Annotated in this window: 13 protein-coding genes; 6 read left to right on the top strand and 7 right to left on the bottom strand. The window is 63.6% G+C overall.

What is annotated here, in order from left to right; translation table 11 throughout:
* The first annotated feature begins 25 nt into the window (after positions 1-25).
* The 3 genes from NKJ76_RS22520 to NKJ76_RS22510 all read left to right on the top strand — a co-directional run bounded on the left by NKJ76_RS22520 (position 26) and on the right by NKJ76_RS22510 (position 3,400).
* Positions 26-760 carry a 16S rRNA (uracil(1498)-N(3))-methyltransferase gene (locus tag NKJ76_RS22520; protein WP_023715634.1) on the top strand — a complete coding sequence of 245 codons (735 nt, stop codon included), beginning with the start codon at positions 26-28 and terminating at the stop codon, positions 758-760.
* Between the two features lie 114 nt (positions 761-874).
* The gene (locus NKJ76_RS22515) at positions 875-2,248 is read left to right on the top strand and encodes a glutamate--cysteine ligase (protein ID WP_352538388.1); all 1,374 of its coding nucleotides are present in this window, start codon (positions 875-877) and stop codon (positions 2,246-2,248) included.
* 90 nt (positions 2,249-2,338) lie between these two features.
* Entirely contained in the window at positions 2,339-3,400 is a 1,062-nt protein-coding gene (locus NKJ76_RS22510) for a DUF937 domain-containing protein (protein ID WP_352538387.1), read from the top strand.
* A 224-nt stretch (positions 3,401-3,624) separates the two neighbouring features.
* Here the strand turns inward: NKJ76_RS22510 and NKJ76_RS22505 are convergent, their stop codons facing one another.
* Positions 3,625-3,915, bottom strand: a complete 291-nt coding sequence (locus tag NKJ76_RS22505; RefSeq protein WP_023670560.1) for a DUF1127 domain-containing protein — start codon at positions 3,913-3,915, stop codon at positions 3,625-3,627.
* Between the two features lie 178 nt (positions 3,916-4,093).
* On the opposite strand from NKJ76_RS22505, the gene NKJ76_RS22500 reads away from it, so the two are divergent.
* Positions 4,094-5,050, top strand: a complete 957-nt coding sequence (locus tag NKJ76_RS22500) for a LysR substrate-binding domain-containing protein (RefSeq protein ID WP_352538386.1) — start codon at positions 4,094-4,096, stop codon at positions 5,048-5,050.
* Positions 5,051-5,056: 6 nt separating this feature from the next.
* Here the strand turns inward: NKJ76_RS22500 and NKJ76_RS22495 are convergent, their stop codons facing one another.
* Positions 5,057-7,255, bottom strand: a complete 2,199-nt coding sequence (locus NKJ76_RS22495) for a bifunctional diguanylate cyclase/phosphodiesterase (RefSeq protein ID WP_352538385.1) — start codon at positions 7,253-7,255, stop codon at positions 5,057-5,059.
* A 91-nt stretch (positions 7,256-7,346) separates the two neighbouring features.
* On the opposite strand from NKJ76_RS22495, the gene xseA reads away from it, so the two are divergent.
* Positions 7,347-9,020, top strand: a complete 1,674-nt coding sequence (gene xseA, locus NKJ76_RS22490; protein ID WP_352538384.1) for an exodeoxyribonuclease VII large subunit — start codon at positions 7,347-7,349, stop codon at positions 9,018-9,020.
* 8 nt (positions 9,021-9,028) lie between these two features.
* Complete coding sequence (locus NKJ76_RS22485; RefSeq protein ID WP_352538383.1) at positions 9,029-10,147, top strand: DmpA family aminopeptidase; 1,119 nt, start codon at positions 9,029-9,031, stop codon at positions 10,145-10,147.
* A 33-nt stretch (positions 10,148-10,180) separates the two neighbouring features.
* Here NKJ76_RS22485 and NKJ76_RS22480 read toward each other — a convergent pair whose 3' ends face one another.
* From NKJ76_RS22480 to NKJ76_RS22460, 5 genes are all read right to left on the bottom strand, one after another.
* Positions 10,181-10,423 carry a DUF768 domain-containing protein gene (locus NKJ76_RS22480; RefSeq protein WP_023670565.1) on the bottom strand — a complete coding sequence of 81 codons (243 nt, stop codon included), beginning with the start codon at positions 10,421-10,423 and terminating at the stop codon, positions 10,181-10,183.
* Between the two features lie 619 nt (positions 10,424-11,042).
* Entirely contained in the window at positions 11,043-11,936 is an 894-nt protein-coding gene (locus NKJ76_RS22475; protein ID WP_352538382.1) for a sugar phosphate isomerase/epimerase family protein, read from the bottom strand.
* A 65-nt stretch (positions 11,937-12,001) separates the two neighbouring features.
* The gene (locus tag NKJ76_RS22470; RefSeq protein WP_352538381.1) at positions 12,002-12,940 is read right to left on the bottom strand and encodes an ABC transporter substrate-binding protein; all 939 of its coding nucleotides are present in this window, start codon (positions 12,938-12,940) and stop codon (positions 12,002-12,004) included.
* A gap of 76 nt (positions 12,941-13,016) precedes the next feature.
* Positions 13,017-14,009, bottom strand: coding sequence for an ABC transporter permease subunit (locus tag NKJ76_RS22465; protein ID WP_023740485.1), 993 nt, complete (start codon positions 14,007-14,009; stop codon positions 13,017-13,019).
* Entirely contained in the window at positions 14,006-15,502 is a 1,497-nt protein-coding gene (locus NKJ76_RS22460; RefSeq protein ID WP_050588083.1) for a sugar ABC transporter ATP-binding protein, read from the bottom strand. Before NKJ76_RS22460 ends, NKJ76_RS22465 begins: the two co-directional genes overlap by 4 nt.
* Positions 15,503-15,532 lie beyond the last annotated feature (30 nt).

The following is a 15,532-nucleotide window of genomic DNA, read 5'->3' as shown; positions in this document are numbered from 1 at the left end:
GCACCGCCTCGCCCATTCCTCGGCGATGCGCGCCAATTACAAGATGCAGCGGCTGTTCGTGCCGGACGACCTCGCGGCAGGCATCGAATTCGATGCCGGCCAGCAGCAGAGCCATTATCTCACGCATGTGCTGCGGCTCGGCGAAGGCGCCGAGATCCTGGTCTTCAACGGCCGCGACGGCGAGTGGTCGGCGGCGATTGCCACCAGGTCGAAAAGGGCGGTGCGGCTGAAGGTGCTGGCCTCGCAGAGACCGCAACCGCCCCTGCCTGACCTGATCTATTGCTTCGCGCCGCTAAAACAGGGCCGGCTCGACTATCTCGTGCAGAAGGCGGTCGAGATGGGCGCCGGCATCCTGCAGCCGGTGATCACCCAGCACACGCAAGTGGCAAAACCCTCCATCGACCGGCTGCGCGCCAATGTCGTCGAGGCGGCCGAGCAATGCGGCATACTGGCGGTGCCGGAAGTGCGCGAGGCCGAGAAATTCGAGCGCCTGCTCTCCGGCTGGGACAAGGAACGCCGGCTTATCTTCTGCGACGAGGATGCCTCGACCAACAACCCGCTGCCGGCATTGCAGGCAATACCTGAGAGGAAGCTGGCGCTGCTGGTCGGGCCGGAAGGCGGCTTTTCCGATGACGAACGCAAGATGCTGCGGGCGCTCCCCTTCGTCACTGCCATCCCGCTCGGACCGCGCATCCTGCGCGCTGACACAGCAGCTGTAGCGGCGCTTGCGGTGATGCAGGCGACGGTCGGAGACTGGTAAGAGGCGTAAAGATCAATTCCTGTTGACCTGTGGCTCAGGATTTTTCGCTTGATCGGCTGCTGACATTTCGTCCATTTAGCGCCGGCGGGCTCCGAGAGCCGCAGAGGGGGCCCCATGGCGCGCGACACAACCGATTTCCGGCCAATCGAAGGCATCGACGAACTGGTCGAGCATCTGGCCGAAGGCAACAAGCCGCGCGACAAGTGGCGCATCGGGACCGAGCACGAGAAGTTCCCCTTCTATGTCGACGGCAACGCGCCGGTGCCTTATGGCGGCGAGCGCGGCATCCGCGCCATCCTCGAAGGCATGCAGCAAAAGCTCGGCTGGGACCCGATCATCGATGACGGCCGCATCATCGGCCTGGTCGAGCCGACCGGACAGGGCGCGATCTCGCTGGAGCCTGGCGGCCAGTTCGAGCTGTCGGGCGCGCCGCTGGAAACGATCCACCAGACCTGCCGGGAGGGCAATGCGCATCTGGCGCAGGTACGCGAGATCGCCGAGCCGATGGGCATCCGCTTTCTCGGCCTCGGCGGCAGCCCGAAATGGTCGCTGGCCGAGACGCCGAAAATGCCGAAATCGCGCTACGAAATCATGACCCGCTACATGCCCAAGGTCGGCACCAAGGGTCTCGACATGATGTATCGCACCTGCACCATCCAGGTGAACCTCGACTTCGAAAGCGAAGCCGACATGCGCCGCAAGATGCAGGTGTCGCTGAAGCTGCAGCCACTGTCGACGGCGCTGTTTGCCAACTCGCCCTTCACCGACAGCCGGCCGAACGGGCTGCAGAGCTGGCGCGGCGACATCTGGCGCGACACCGACAACCAACGCTCGGGGCTGCTCGAATTCTGCTTCTCGCCCGAGTTCGGCTTTGCCGACTATGTCGAATGGGCGCTCGACGCGCCGATGTATTTCGTCATCCGCGACGGCCACTATCACGACATGACGCACATCACCTTCCGCCAGTTCATGGCCGGCGCTGCCCGCAATGAAGTACCGGACGGACTGCCCACCATGGGCGACTGGGCGAACCATCTGTCGACGCTGTTCCCCGACGTCAGGCTGAAGCGCTTCCTCGAAATGCGCGGCGCCGATGGCGGGCCGTGGCGCCGCATCTGCGCACTGCCGGCCTTCTGGGTCGGGCTGCTCTATGACGAGGCCGCGCTCGACGCCGCCGAGGCGCTGACTTCGAGCTGGACCTATGAAGAAACGCTGGCGATGCGCAATGGGGTGCCGGAACAAGGCATTTCCGCGCCGTTCCGCAACACGACGCTGCGTGAGATCGGCCGCGATGTAATGACCATTTCGCGCCTTGGGCTGAAAAATCGCGGCAGGAAAAACCGCGACGGCTATGACGAGACCTCGTTCCTCAACACGCTGGACGAAGTCGTGGCGCGCGGCACCACCAGTGCCGAGGAAATGCTGTCGGCCTACCACACGCGCTGGGGCGGCTCGATCGAGCCGGTGTTCATGGAATATGCGTATTAGCGTCGCGCCTTGAGCAGCGGCAAAAGCCGCTTCAATCGAACATCGAAACGAACTAGGTTCTCCCTTGAGGATTTCCCGGAGGAGAAACCGATGCCTACCTTGTTCGACATATTGGCGCAGGCGCAGAACGGCAACGGCATGCAGGCGCTTGCCCAGCAGTACGGGCTTTCCATGCAGCAGACGCAGGCGGCTGTCGCCGCTCTGCTGCCGGCCTTCTCGCAGGGCTTGCAACGCAACACGGCCGATCCATATGGGCTAGGCGCCTTCATGACGGCGATGGCAAGCGGCCAGCACGCCAAATATTTCGAGGACGCGACCAAGGCTTTCTCGCCGCAAGGCGTCAATGAGGGCAATGGCATTCTGGGTCATCTGTTCGGCTCGAAGGAGCTGTCGCGCGCGGTGGCCAGCCAGGCCGCGCAGGCGACCGGCGTCAGCCAGCAGATATTGCAGCAGATGCTGCCGGCCATCGCTTCGATGGTGATGGGCGGATTGTTCAAGCAGACGACAAACCAGTTGACCGGGGGTCAGATGCAGGCCGCCGGTGGCTTCGGCGGAGGCAGCAATCCGCTCGGCGAAATCATCGAACAGATGATGCGGCAGGCGGGCGGCGGGGCACAGCCTGCGCCGCAGCCAGCACCCAACCCTTACGGTGAGAACCCGCTAGGCAAAGTGCTGCAGGACATGTTCGGCGGCGGCGCCCAACAGCCGCAAAGCCAGCCGCAACAGGCGCCCAACCCCTATGGCGACAATCCGCTCGGGAAGGTGCTGCAGGACATGTTCGGCGGTGGTGCTGCACAGCAACCGCAGGGCCGTTCGCAGCAACCGACACAGCCGCAACAGACGCAGAGCCCTTACGGCGACAACCCGCTGGGCAAGATTTTTGAAGAGATGATGCGGCAAGGCGGTGGTGGCGGCTTCGGCCTGCCCGGTGGGCAGCCGGCGCCGCAGCAGCCGCAAGCACCCCAGCGGCGACAGGCACCGCAGGAGCGCCAGGCGCCGCAACCGCAGGCCAATCCGAGCGGCAGGCCACGCAATCCGTTCGACGATATTTTCGGCAAGATGTTCGAGACCGGCGCCCAGCAGCGCGACGAGTATCAGAAGGGCGTGGAAACGATCTTCGACCAGTTCAAGCGGGACATGGACCGGCGGTAGTTGGGCGCTGACCTTCGCGGCTTCGGAGCAAGGAGCGAAGGGACGCGGCGCAGACCGCACGATGACGACGGAGCTTTAAAAGAAAAAGCCCGGTCCTGGAGGAGGACCGGGCCAGTGTGCAGGCTGGCCGGCGGGGAACCGGCAGGGAGTGGGGAGCCTGCTATACTCGTTGGTCGCGGCGAGCCTGAGAAAGGTTCACGGCAACCGAAACAATGCGCCCGATATCACGCTATCTGGCGGGCGAGATCTTCGATCGTATCGGCACGATCGCTCGCAATCGCACGCAGCTTCACGGTCGGATCGGCGCCGAACGGCACATCGATGGCGACATGGAGGTCCGCGCGCGTCAGGCCGATATCGGCGAGTTCGGCGTCCGACATCTCGCCAAGGCGATAGAAGGCGCGGCGATTTTTCCAGGCCTGGTAGGCATTGAGAAGAGTGTTGGCCACGCGCGTCGCAACGGCCGGACGCGAGGTGATGCGCGAGGTCTCGGTGGCGAAATCAAACGTGGTCATGTCGGTCTCCTTCAGACTCGAACTGGACAAGACCAGGCGATCGGCGCTGGGGACAGCGGCCGTTCCGGTCTCGATTCACATGCCTTCATGTGGACAATGTGAATTTGCCACGCACCGATTGATTAATCCAACGAATGTTTCTAATCTTTAGCATCAACGCTAGTGATGGATTGGACCGATGAAAGCGCCACTCGATCTCGACCAGTTGCAGACCTTCATCTCGATTGCCGATACCGGCAGCTTCACCCGCGCGGCCGAGGAAGTGCTGCGCACGCAATCGGCGGTGTCGATGCAGATGCGCCGGCTGGAAGAGCGGATCGGCAAGCCGCTGTTCGAAAAGGACGGCCGCACCAACAGGCTGACTGAGGAAGGCGACAAGCTGCTCTCCTACGCGCGCCGCCTGCTCTATCTCAACCGCGAAACGCTGGCCGCCTTCGATGACCAGCGGCTCGAAGGCACCATCCGCATCGGCACCCCCGACGACTATGCCGACCGGTTCCTGCCCGAAATCATGGCACGCTTCACACGGTCAAACCCGCGCGTCGAACTGACCGTCGTCTGCGAGCCGACACCAGGCTTGGTCGAGCATATCAAGCGCGGCAATCTCGATCTTGCGCTGGTGACGCACAACGACACGCGCGGCCAGTCGGAAGTGGTGCGGCGCGAGCCGCTGCTATGGGTGACCTCGGCCAACCATGCCACGCACGAACAGGAAGTGCTGCCGATGGCCTTCGGCCGGCCGAACTGCATCTGGCGGCGCGCCGCCGTCGATGTGTTCGACCGGCAAAGCCGCGACTATCGCATCCTGTTCACCAGCTTCTCGGCGACCGTCATCACCGCCGCGGTGCTGTCGGGGCTGGCGATCTCGGTGCTGCCGGAATGCGCGCTGCGGCCCGGCATGCGAGTGCTGGGCGAAGCCGACGGTTTTGGCGCCCTGCCCGACTGCCGCATCGGCATCATGCGCGGCCAGACCTCGCGTCCCGAAATCGTCGACGCGCTGGCCCGGCACATCTCGGAAAGCCTCGACAATATTTCCGTGCCGCTCGGCGAAGAAACGGGAGGCTTCGATTTCGCCTCGCTCGCCTTCGCCAAGATGAAGCGGGGCAAGCCGAACCAGATCCTGCCTGGCTGGTAGGAACGATCAGGCCGACGCTGCCGCCTCCGTCGTTGCGTTGGCCGACGACAGGCCGGGCAGCGCCACCAATTGCGCCGGTTCCAGCGGCGGCGACAAGAGGTAGCCCTGCAGCTGCTGGCAGCCCATGGCGACCAGCAGCGCCTTTTGCACCTCGGTCTCTACGCCCTCGGCGGTGACCTCGACCTTGAGCGCGCCGGCGAGATCGATCAGCGCCTTGACGATGGCGCCCGAATTGCCGTCGCCGTCGAGAAGCCGCACGAAGGAGCGGTCGATCTTGAGCTTGTCGATGGCATGGCGGCGCAGATAGCTCAGCGACGAATAGCCGGTGCCGAAATCGTCGAGCACAATGCCGACGCCCGACTGGCGCAAGGCTGCCAGAGCCGCTCTGGTGGTGTCGTTGTTTTCCAGGAGAACGTTTTCGGTGATTTCGAGCTGCAGGCGCTTCGGCGCCAGTCCGGTTTCGGCGAGGATCGAGGCAACCTCTTCGGCAAAGCCGGCGTCGCGCAATTGCAGCGGCGAGACATTGACGGCGAGCCACGGCAGTTTGGTCTTCACGGCGAAGCGGCAGGCTTCCAGCAGGGCCCATGCGCCGAGCTGCCCGATCATGTCGCGTTCCTCGGCGATGGCGATGAACTGCGCCGCCGGCAGTGCGCCATGGACCTCATGCGCCCAGCGGATCAGCGCCTCGGCGCCGACAATGGTCTTGCCGTCGCTGGCAAAGACCGGCTGGTAGGCGAGCTTGATACCGGTGCCGCCATTCAGCGCGCTGCGCAGCTCGCTCTCGACCTTGCGCTTGCGCAGCAAAAGGTCGTCCATGTCGCCGGCGAAGACCTGGTAGCGGCCACGGCCGTTCTTCTTGGCTTCGTAGAGCGCGATGTCGGCCTTGCGCAGCAGATCGTCTGCGTCGGCATCAGGGCCTGTCGACAAGGCTATGCCGATGCTGGCGCTGATAAAGACCTGATCGTCCATCAGTTTGAACGGCTCCTGCAGTTTCTGCAGCACCCTCTCGGAAATATCCTCTGCGTTCCTGACGTCGCGGACATCGATCAGGATTACCGCGAATTCGTCGCCACCCAGCCTTGCCACCGTGTCGACGTCGCGAACAGTATGGTGAAGCCTGGCCGCCGTCTGGCGCACGAGTTCGTCGCCTGCCGGGTGACCAAGCGTGTCGTTGACATGCTTGAAGCGATCTAGATCGAGATAAAGCAGCGCGACCTTGCTTTCATTGCAGGAGGTAAGCAAGGCACGCCGCAGCCTGTCCTCGAACAGTGCCCGGTTGGGCAGGCCGGTGAGCGTGTCGTGAAAGGCGAGATATTGCGCCTGGGCCTGGCTGGTCTGCAGCGCCGATGACGCACGGCGCAGACGCCGGAGCAGAAAGGCGAGCACGCTCGCCGCAACCAGCGCGGCCAGAGCCAGGGCCGGGCTGGCCTTGCCCACCAGCGTCAGGCCGGGCCGTTCCTGGTCCCAGGCAATATAGCCGAGGATGACACCCTGTTTGTCGATAAGCGGAATGGCAGCCGAGCCAAGCGGCTGAGCCATCGGCAGGAGATGCGCCCCCGCCAGCAGATATTTCTGCGCGATCTTGCCGATCACCGCGTCGTTGATGAACTCTATGGAGACATGCAGATATTCGCTGCCGGATGCCTGGGCGACGCGATCCGAACTCGGCACCAGAGGCATGACGCTGAGTATGGCAGGCTGACCGCCAAGCGAGACCAGATCGTCGGCAACGAATTTTGCGCCGGCCTGGCTTGCGTCCTTGCTCATCATCTGGCGCAACCTGGCGATTGTCGGCCGCAAAGCGGGTTCGTCCTCGCCAAAGACGGCAGGCGACACGACCTTCCCTTCGCGCATGGCGTGGACCGGCCGGTTGGCGTCGTCCAGCACATAGACCCGGTTGTGGCCGTAATACGAGGACATCCAGACGCTGAGATTCTCTGCCATCCAGGTCTGGTTGCCGGCCTTGGCGTTGATAACGGAATCATCCCAGACGGTGACGCTTTCCTGCTCGCGCTTTACCGCGGCGACCTGGTCCTGCAGGCCGTTGGCCAGGAAAACCTTCTGCCGATCGAGCGAGACCCGGTCGGCCTGCATGGTGGCGTAAAGGCCGAAGCCGACAACGATGGCCAGTGCAAAAACGGCAAGCGTCAGCACCGTCAGGGTGACCTGGAACGTCAACGGGCTGCGTTGTCTGCGGGCGCTCATGCGTCCTCCTTGGCCCAGAGTCAATCAGGACAGGCTTAAGATCAAGTTATGGAATCTTGACGCGGAGCGACAACAGCCGCTCAATCGGCCGATGAGCGACGCAGAATCCGAATCACGAACCAATGCCACCGAATACACGGTGAGCGAGATTTCCGGCGCGCTGAAGCGCACGGTCGAGGATGTCTTCGGCCATGTGCGGGTGCGCGGCGAAATTTCCGGCTATCGCGGGCCGCACTCTTCCGGCCATGCCTATTTCACACTGAAGGACGACCGCGCGCGGCTCGATGCCGTGGTCTGGAAAGGCACGATGAGCCGGCTGAAATTCCGCCCCGAAGAGGGGATGGAGGTGATCGCCACCGGCAAACTCACCACCTATCCCGGCAAATCCAACTACCAGATCGTCATCGACAATCTAGAACCCGCCGGCGCCGGGGCGCTGATGGCGCTTTTGGAAGAGCGCAAGCGGCGACTGCAGGCCGAAGGACTTTTCGATGCCGGCCGCAAGCGGCGGCTGCCGTTCATGCCGCGCACCATCGGCGTCGTCACCTCGCCGACCGGATCGGTGATCCGTGACATCATCCATCGCATCAAGGACCGCTTTCCGCTGCATGTGCTGGTCTGGCCGGTAAGAGTCCAGGGCGAGACGGCGGGGGCGGAAGTGACGGCCGCCGTCAACGGCTTCAACGCGCTGGCCTGGGATGGCGCGATTGCCCAGCCCGACCTTCTGATCGTGGCGCGCGGCGGCGGCAGCCTCGAGGACCTCTGGGGGTTCAACGATGAAGGGCTGGCGCGCGCCGTCGCCGCCTCGCGCATTCCGGTGATTTCGGCCGTCGGGCACGAGACCGACTGGACCTTGATCGACCTCGTCGCCGACATGCGCGCACCGACGCCGACAGGTGCGGCGGAGATCGCGGTGCCGGTGAAAGCGGACCTCGAAGCGACACTAGCCAGTCTTGGCGCACGTCTCAAAGCAGCCACCTTGCGCAATTTCGAACGCAAGCGGCAGGCCTCGCGTGCGGCGGCCCGGGCACTGCCCTCACCCGACCAGTTGCTGGCGCTGCCGCGACGGCGGCTGGACGAGGCGGCCAGCCGGCTTAGCCGGGGGCTGATGGTCTCCACCGAAAGAAAGCAAGCTCGGTTCTTCGCCGTGAAGCTCACTCCGGCAACGCTGTCGCGGCGGATTGCCGAGGCGCGACGCACCAACGACCGCAACCTTTTGCGCGCCCAGGGGGCGCTGCGCGCATTGGCGAGAGCCCGGCGCGCGGAACTCAATCGCGCAGCGGATCAACTGCCAAAATGCGCGAAAGCATCTCTGCAACGGCACAGGCAGCAGTTAGCTTTGCTGCAAGGGCGCATTACGATCGAGCCAACGGCGCGGCGGCAAACCGTGCAGAGGGATCTGCTGACAGCTTTGACGAGACGCGGCACGCAAGCGGTACTGCTCAGGCTGGAGCGACTGCGCGGCCGCATCGTCCAATCCGAGAGGCTGATGGCAACGCTGTCGCACAAGGCTGTGCTGGCGCGCGGCTTCGCGCTGGTCAAGGATGCCGACGGCGCGGTGATCAAACTGGCAGTTGATGTGGTGCCGGGCGCTGGCCTGCAGCTGGAGTTCGCCGACGGCATCGTAAATGCAGTCGCGACCGGCGACGCCGAGCGGGTGCAGGCCGTTGCCAAACCAGCGGCCACGCCGCCCGCCAGCAAACCCGCCGCAAAGCCGACGGCCAGCAAACCGAAAGAACCGGGCAATCAGGGCTCGCTTTTTTAGAGGACCGCATGACCGGACATGACCCGCATCTTCAAACGCCGGCGGGCAAGCCGCGCGCCCGTGCTTTCGGCATTGCCTTCGAGGGCACGCCGGGCGGCTTCAACGCCATCACCGATGTGCCCGGCGTATCGGTCGGCTATGCGACGCTGATTTCCGGCGAGGGTCTGCTCGAGGTTGGCACGGGGCCGGTGCGCACCGGCGTCACCGCCATCCTGCCGCGGCCGTTGGCTGAGCTCGCCACGCCGGTGCTTGCCGGTGTCTTCAGCCAGAACGGCAATGGCGAGTTGACGGGGTCGCACATTATCGAGGAAGTCGGCGCCTTCAACCTGCCGGTCACGATCACCAACACGCATTCCTGCGGCGTTACCCGCGACGGCACGCTGCGCTGGATGCAACGCGTGCTGCCGACGGCGCTCGACAGCGGCTGGGGCCTGCCGGTTGCGGCGGAGACCTATGATGGTTTCCTCAACGACATCAACGGTCATCACGTCGGCTTCGAACATGTCGAAGCCGCGCTCGACGGTGCCGCCGGTGGAGCGATCGAGGAAGGCAGTGTCGGCGGCGGCACCGGCATGATTGCCTTTGGCTTCAAGGCCGGCTCGGGAACGGCATCGCGCATCGTCGAGTGGCAGGGCATCAGGCATACGGTCGGCGTATTCGTGCAGGCGAATTTCGGCAAGCGGCGCAATTTCACACTGCGCGGCGCCCGCGTCGGGCCCGATCTGGTAGAGCCGGCGATGCGCGAAGGCACGCCGCGTGCCGAAAAGGGCTCGATCATCGCCATCGTCGCCACCGATGCGCCATTTCTGCCGCACCAGATGAAGCGGCTGGCAAAGCGCGTGCCGCTCGGCATCGCCATGACAGGCGGCTTCGGCTACCACAGTTCGGGCGACATTTTTCTGGCCTTCACCACCGCCAATCCGCAAGCAGCACTTGCGCCATCGGGACGAACCGCAAACGCCGCTTACATCCCGGACGTCGATATCGATCCGTTCTTCGATGCGGTGGCGCAAGGCGTAGAGGAGGCGATCCTCAATGCAATGGTCGCCAATGAGGATATGAGCGGACGCGACGGCAATTTCGTGCCGGCGCTGCCGAAGGCCTGGCTGAAAGATCGATTTGGATAGAGGACAAGGCCTGGCGGCGCCAGGCCTGTTGCGTCACGGCTTGGCCGCGTTGCTCTGGTCGGCCTCGGCCGCCTCTTCGAGCCGCGATGCGATCAGTTCCTGGATGTCGCCGACTTCTTCCTGGATATCTTCCAGCGGAATGCCGACCTCAGCGGCCTTGGCCGCGCACTCCTTGGCGAGGGTCTCGGCCTGCTTCTCGATCTTTACCGGCGAGTGCTGGCAGTGGACCTTTTCACCGATCCATCCGCGCAAGAACTCGATCGCATGTTCACTCATACTGCTTTTCCCTGGCGGCTATGCCGGTTGGTAACCGTAAACGTCCGCACCCGGTAAAGGATGCATGCTGCCATTCGAACCGAGTCGGCTTCGCCCGGCAGTTGATCTTGTCGGAGGTCCGAAGAGCCGAATGAAGGGAAGGGTTCAATGAGCACGTTCTGATTGTTTGATAGAGTGGTACGTTGGCCGGGATCGGCTTCGGCTCTATGCTGTTGTTCTTACGATCTTTTCCTGCTGTCGACGGCCGATTTGTATCACAATAGGGATCACAACGCGTAACACATTTTCTGCTGCTTCGTGGTACACCGCCACAGCTACACGGTCGAAGCCGCCGCTATATAGTGACATCATTATGCGATGTCGACTCTATCAGCCATCCTGCTTCTTTCCGCCGCGCTGTGTCAAACGTCATCTCCGTCCAGTATGGAGATCGGATGGCCCCGGAGGGCGTATGAAGATGTTGATTTTATTGCGTTTCGTGGGCCAAAATCAGAAAACTCTCGTCAGCGTCACCCGCTCGACTGCCTCCGCCACACTCAGCGCCTCCGACGTCGATCCCTTGCACGTAAGGCGCGGGCCGGATGAACGACAACATTGGCGCTTTGGCAGCGCGCTCCTGCTAAGGACGATGTCTCGATGCGACAAGCTCTGCCTTGCGCTGCGCCGTCTCCAAGCCGATTGCGATGAAGGCGCGCGCATGCCGGGCCAGTTCCATATTGTCGGCCCACAGATTGCGCCAGATCGCGGTCTTCCGTGACAGGTTCTCGTCGACGATCTTCGACGAGAAGGATTCAAAGCTGAGGTCGTCCCTATAGCCGATTGCGGTCAGCGCATCGAAGATGGCGGCAAAGTCGATATTGCCGGTGCCTAGGAAACCGCGATGGCTCTCGCCGATATGGACATAACCGATCTTGTCAGCGGCATGGCGGATAGCCAGTCCGACATCGGCCTCCTCGATGTTCATGTGGAAGGTATCGAGATGCAGGAAGATGTTGTCGGAGCCGGTGTCCGCGATGAAGGCCAGGCCTTGTGAAGCGGTGTTGAGCAGATTGCTTTCGAAGCGGTTGACGATCTCCAGATTGAGCGTGACGCCGGCGGCCTTGGCCGTCTCCGCAACCTTCGCAAGTGTCCCCGCGCTGCGGTTCCACTGATCGCGCGTCGGCGCCTGCGTCTGCAAGCCGTGGCTGGTACTGAGGATGCCGCCAATTTTCTGGCCGCCGAGATCGCGGGTGAGCGCGATCGTCTCGTTGAGGATCTCGACGCCGCGCGCGGCAACCGCCTTGTCCGCACTCGAAATGTCGCCGTCGGCCGGCAGGCCGATGCTGATCGCGACGCCGAGCTTGAGGTCGGCGATGCGCCTGGCCAACCCGCCAACGTCGACATTGGCCGGGTCAAGATAGGAGAACTCGATCAGGTCGAAACCGGCCTCCTTGGTGTTGGCCAGCGTGCGTTCGAGGTCGCCTTGCGCCGAGCTCGCCGACCAGACGAAGGAATGAATACCGATGCGCGACATGATCGTCTCCCGTTTCTGAATTGAGATGCGGCCGGGTTGCCCCGGCCGCATCGGCATTGGGAGGCTTAGCGGGCTGCGGTCCAGCCCTTGTAGTCTTTCAGGTTCTCGGCCGTGATCAGCTTCGGGTCGAGCAGCACGGTCGGCTCCGCCGGCTTCTTGCCGGCAAGCAGCTCAGCCGCCATCGTCAGCGACTGGCCAGCCATCACGTAGGGATCCTGCGAAGCCGAGGCCTTGATCATCGAGGTGCCGGAAGCGAGTTCCTTCTCGATATCGGGCGCTCCATCCACTGCGGTGAAGATGAACTCCGAGCGATTGAGCTGCTTGGCCGCAAGCTGGGCGCCGATCGCCGTCGGATCGTTGATGGCAAACACCGCATCGATCTTGTCGAAGCGGGTCAGCAGCGACTGAAAGACCTTCAGGCCGCCGTCGCGCGAGCCTTCGGCATTCTGATCGTCGGAGAGGATCTTGATGTCGGGGTGTTTTGCAAGGACGTCCTTGCAGCCCTTCACCCGCTCCAGGATCGACGACGACGCCGGGCCGTTGAGGATAACGTAGTCGCCCTTGCCGCCGGTGTGGTCGACCAGATACTGGCAGGCCTCTTCGCCGGCCTTGACGTTGTTGGTCATGACGGTGACGTCGGCGCCTGGCGCCGAGACGTCGAAGGCGGCAACGACGATGCCCGCTGCTTGCGCCTTCTTCACCGCCGGGCCGATCGCCTTGGCATCGACCGCATTGAGCATGATCACGTCGACCCCGGCGGCGATGAAGGAATCGACCTGAGAGACCTGCTTGTTGAGGTCGTAGTCGGCCGACACTGAGGTTACCTCGACCTTCGGGTTGATCTTCTTGGCCGCGTCGTCGATACCCTTGATGGTCGCGACGAAGAAGGGGTTGCCGAGCAGGCCGACCGAGATGCCGACCTTGTTGAGGTCTTTGGCCGATGCGGGCGCGATGGCGGCAGCCGCGAGTGCGACGCCGCAGAGCAGTTTAGCGATGGTCTTCATTGCTTTCCTCCAATTGCCCCGCGCCTCTCACGGTGCGTTACACAAACCGGTCGTTTACGCCGGCGACCAAGGTCAATCACGTTCTCGCTCCTGCCTGGAGCCTGTAGCGGTCGAGGGCGACTGCCACGATGATGACCAATCCCTTGATGATGTACTGCCAGATGTCCGAGACACCGGCCAAGATGAGCCCGTTGGACAGCACCGCTATGATCAGGCCACCGATCAGCGTACCCCAGATCGAGCCGACGCCGCCGACGAAGCTGGTGCCGCCGAGAATGACCGCGGCAATGGCGTCGAGTTCGTAAGACTGCCCAAGCTGCAGCCCGTTGGCCGCATAGAGCCGGGCCGCTGACATGGCGCCGCCAAGGCCGGCCAGCAGGCCGGAAACGCCATAGACAAAGAGCAGCACCAGCGGCACCTTGATGCCGGTCAGCCGCGCCGCTTCGGCATTGCCGCCGACGGCATAGATCCAGGTGCCGAGCACGGTGCGCTTGAGCACCAGCCAGGACAGCACCACGACCGACAACGCGATGATGACCAGCCACGGAATGCCGAACAGCGAACCGTTGCCGATGAAGTCGAACGGCAGGTCCGAGTTGAACACCGTGGTGTCCTGGCCCAGCAGGCGGGCGACGCCGCGCACAGCGGTCAGCGACCCCAGCGTGACGATGAAGGGCGGCAGTCTGATATAGGCGATCAGCAGCCCGTTGATGACGCCGAAGCCGAGGCCGACGAGAATGGCCGCCGGCACGCCCAGCAGTCCCCAATCAGGCACCAGCGACACCATCACCGCCACCATCGCCGAGGCCGCAAGTATCGAGCCAACGGAAAGGTCGATCCCGCCGGTCAGGATGACGAAGGTCATGCCCGCTGCCAGCACAATGTTGATCGACGATTGCTGCATGACGATCAGCAAATTGGTCTGGGTGAAGAAGCGCGCGTTCATCAACTGAAAGCCGACCGCCAGCAGGATCAGGATCGGCAGCATGCCAAGGGCGGCGAAGGCGGTGCGCAACCGCCGGCTCCTGCCGACAGCCTGGCCACTGATCTCGGTCGCCTTGTCGGTCATCCCTTGGCCGCTCCCGTTGCAAGTTCCATGATTGCTTCCTGGCGCAGCGGCTGGTCTTTGGACGCCGTCACCTCGCCGGCGATCGTGCCGTCGCGCATTACCAGCACGCGGTCGGCGACGCCGATCACCTCCGGCAGTTCGCTGGAGATCATCAGGATGGCGATGCCCTTTTTGGCGAGATTGTCGATCAGCCGGTAGATTTCCGACTTCGCTCCGACATCGACGCCGCGCGTCGGTTCATCCAGGATGACCACTTGCGGCTCGGTCTCGAGCAGGCGGGCAAGCAACACTTTCTGCTGGTTGCCGCCCGACAGCGAACCGGCATTGGCCTGTACCGACCTGGTGCGGATGGAGAGATCCGAAACGGCCGTGGCAGCACGTCTCTCGGCGGCTTTGAAATCCCGCAAGCCGCCGGGCCGCGCATCCCTGGCCAGCACGCCCATGCTGATGTTGTCGGATATCGACATGTCGAGGAACAGGCCGAGCTCCTTGCGGTCCTCGGTGAGATAGGCGATGCCGGCATTCAGTGCCTCGCTTGGCGAGCCGATGGTTACGGGCTTGCCGTCGAGTTCCAGCGTGCCGGCGATGCGTCTGTCGGCACCGAAGATCAGTCGCGCGAGTTCGGTGCGGCCCGAGCCGACAAGGCCAGCCAAAGCCAGCACCTCGCCCTTATACAGTTCGAAGGAGCAGTTCTTCAGGAGATTGCCGTCCGCCATGCCGCGCACCGACAAGGCGACCGCGCGCTTGTTGTCCGGCGGGCGATGATCCTTCCTGTAAAAAGCGGACAGGTCGCGGCCAACCATCATCGAGACGAGGCGCGAGGCGTTCAGCTCGGCGCGCTCGAGCGTGCCGACATAGCCGCTGTCGCGCAGCACGCTGACACGGTCGGCCAACTGGTAGACCTCTTCCATGCGGTGGCTGATGTAGATGATGGCGATGCCTTGCGACTTCAGCGTCGCGATGACCTCGAACAGACGGTCGGTCTCGCGCGAGGTCAGCGAGGTGGTTGGCTCGTCCATGACGATGATGCGCGCGCTGGTCGAAAGCGCGCGGGCGATTTCGACCAGCTGACGCTCGCCGAGCGACAGGCTGGAAACCTGGGCCCGTGCGGAGAAGGACACGCCGAGACGCTTGATGATCTCATTGCTGCGCCGGTAGCACTGGTCGCGGTCGACGATGCCGAAACGCCTCGGCTCATTGCCGAGGAAGATGTTCTGCGCGACCGTCAGGTTGGGCGCCAGCGACAGTTCCTGATAGATAACCGCAATGCCGTGAGCCCGCGCCTTGATCGGGTCGCCGGTGGCGACCGGCACGCCGTCGATCAGTATCTCGCCGCCGGCATCAGGCCGATAGGCGCCGGACAGCACCTTCATCAAAGTCGACTTGCCGGCACCGTTTTCACCCATCAGCGCATGGACTTCGCCGGCATGGACGGTCAGCGACACGTCCTGCAAGGCGCGGACTGGCCCGAACGTCTTCGAGATGTGCCGCATTTCCAGCACTGGCTGGCGCGTGACTTCGGC

This window comes from Mesorhizobium sp. M0029 (assembly GCF_040323735.1).
Lineage (GTDB): Bacteria > Pseudomonadota > Alphaproteobacteria > Rhizobiales > Rhizobiaceae > Mesorhizobium.
The sequence above is the reverse complement of the archived record's forward strand: the minus strand, read 5'-3'. Positions and strand labels throughout refer to the sequence as shown.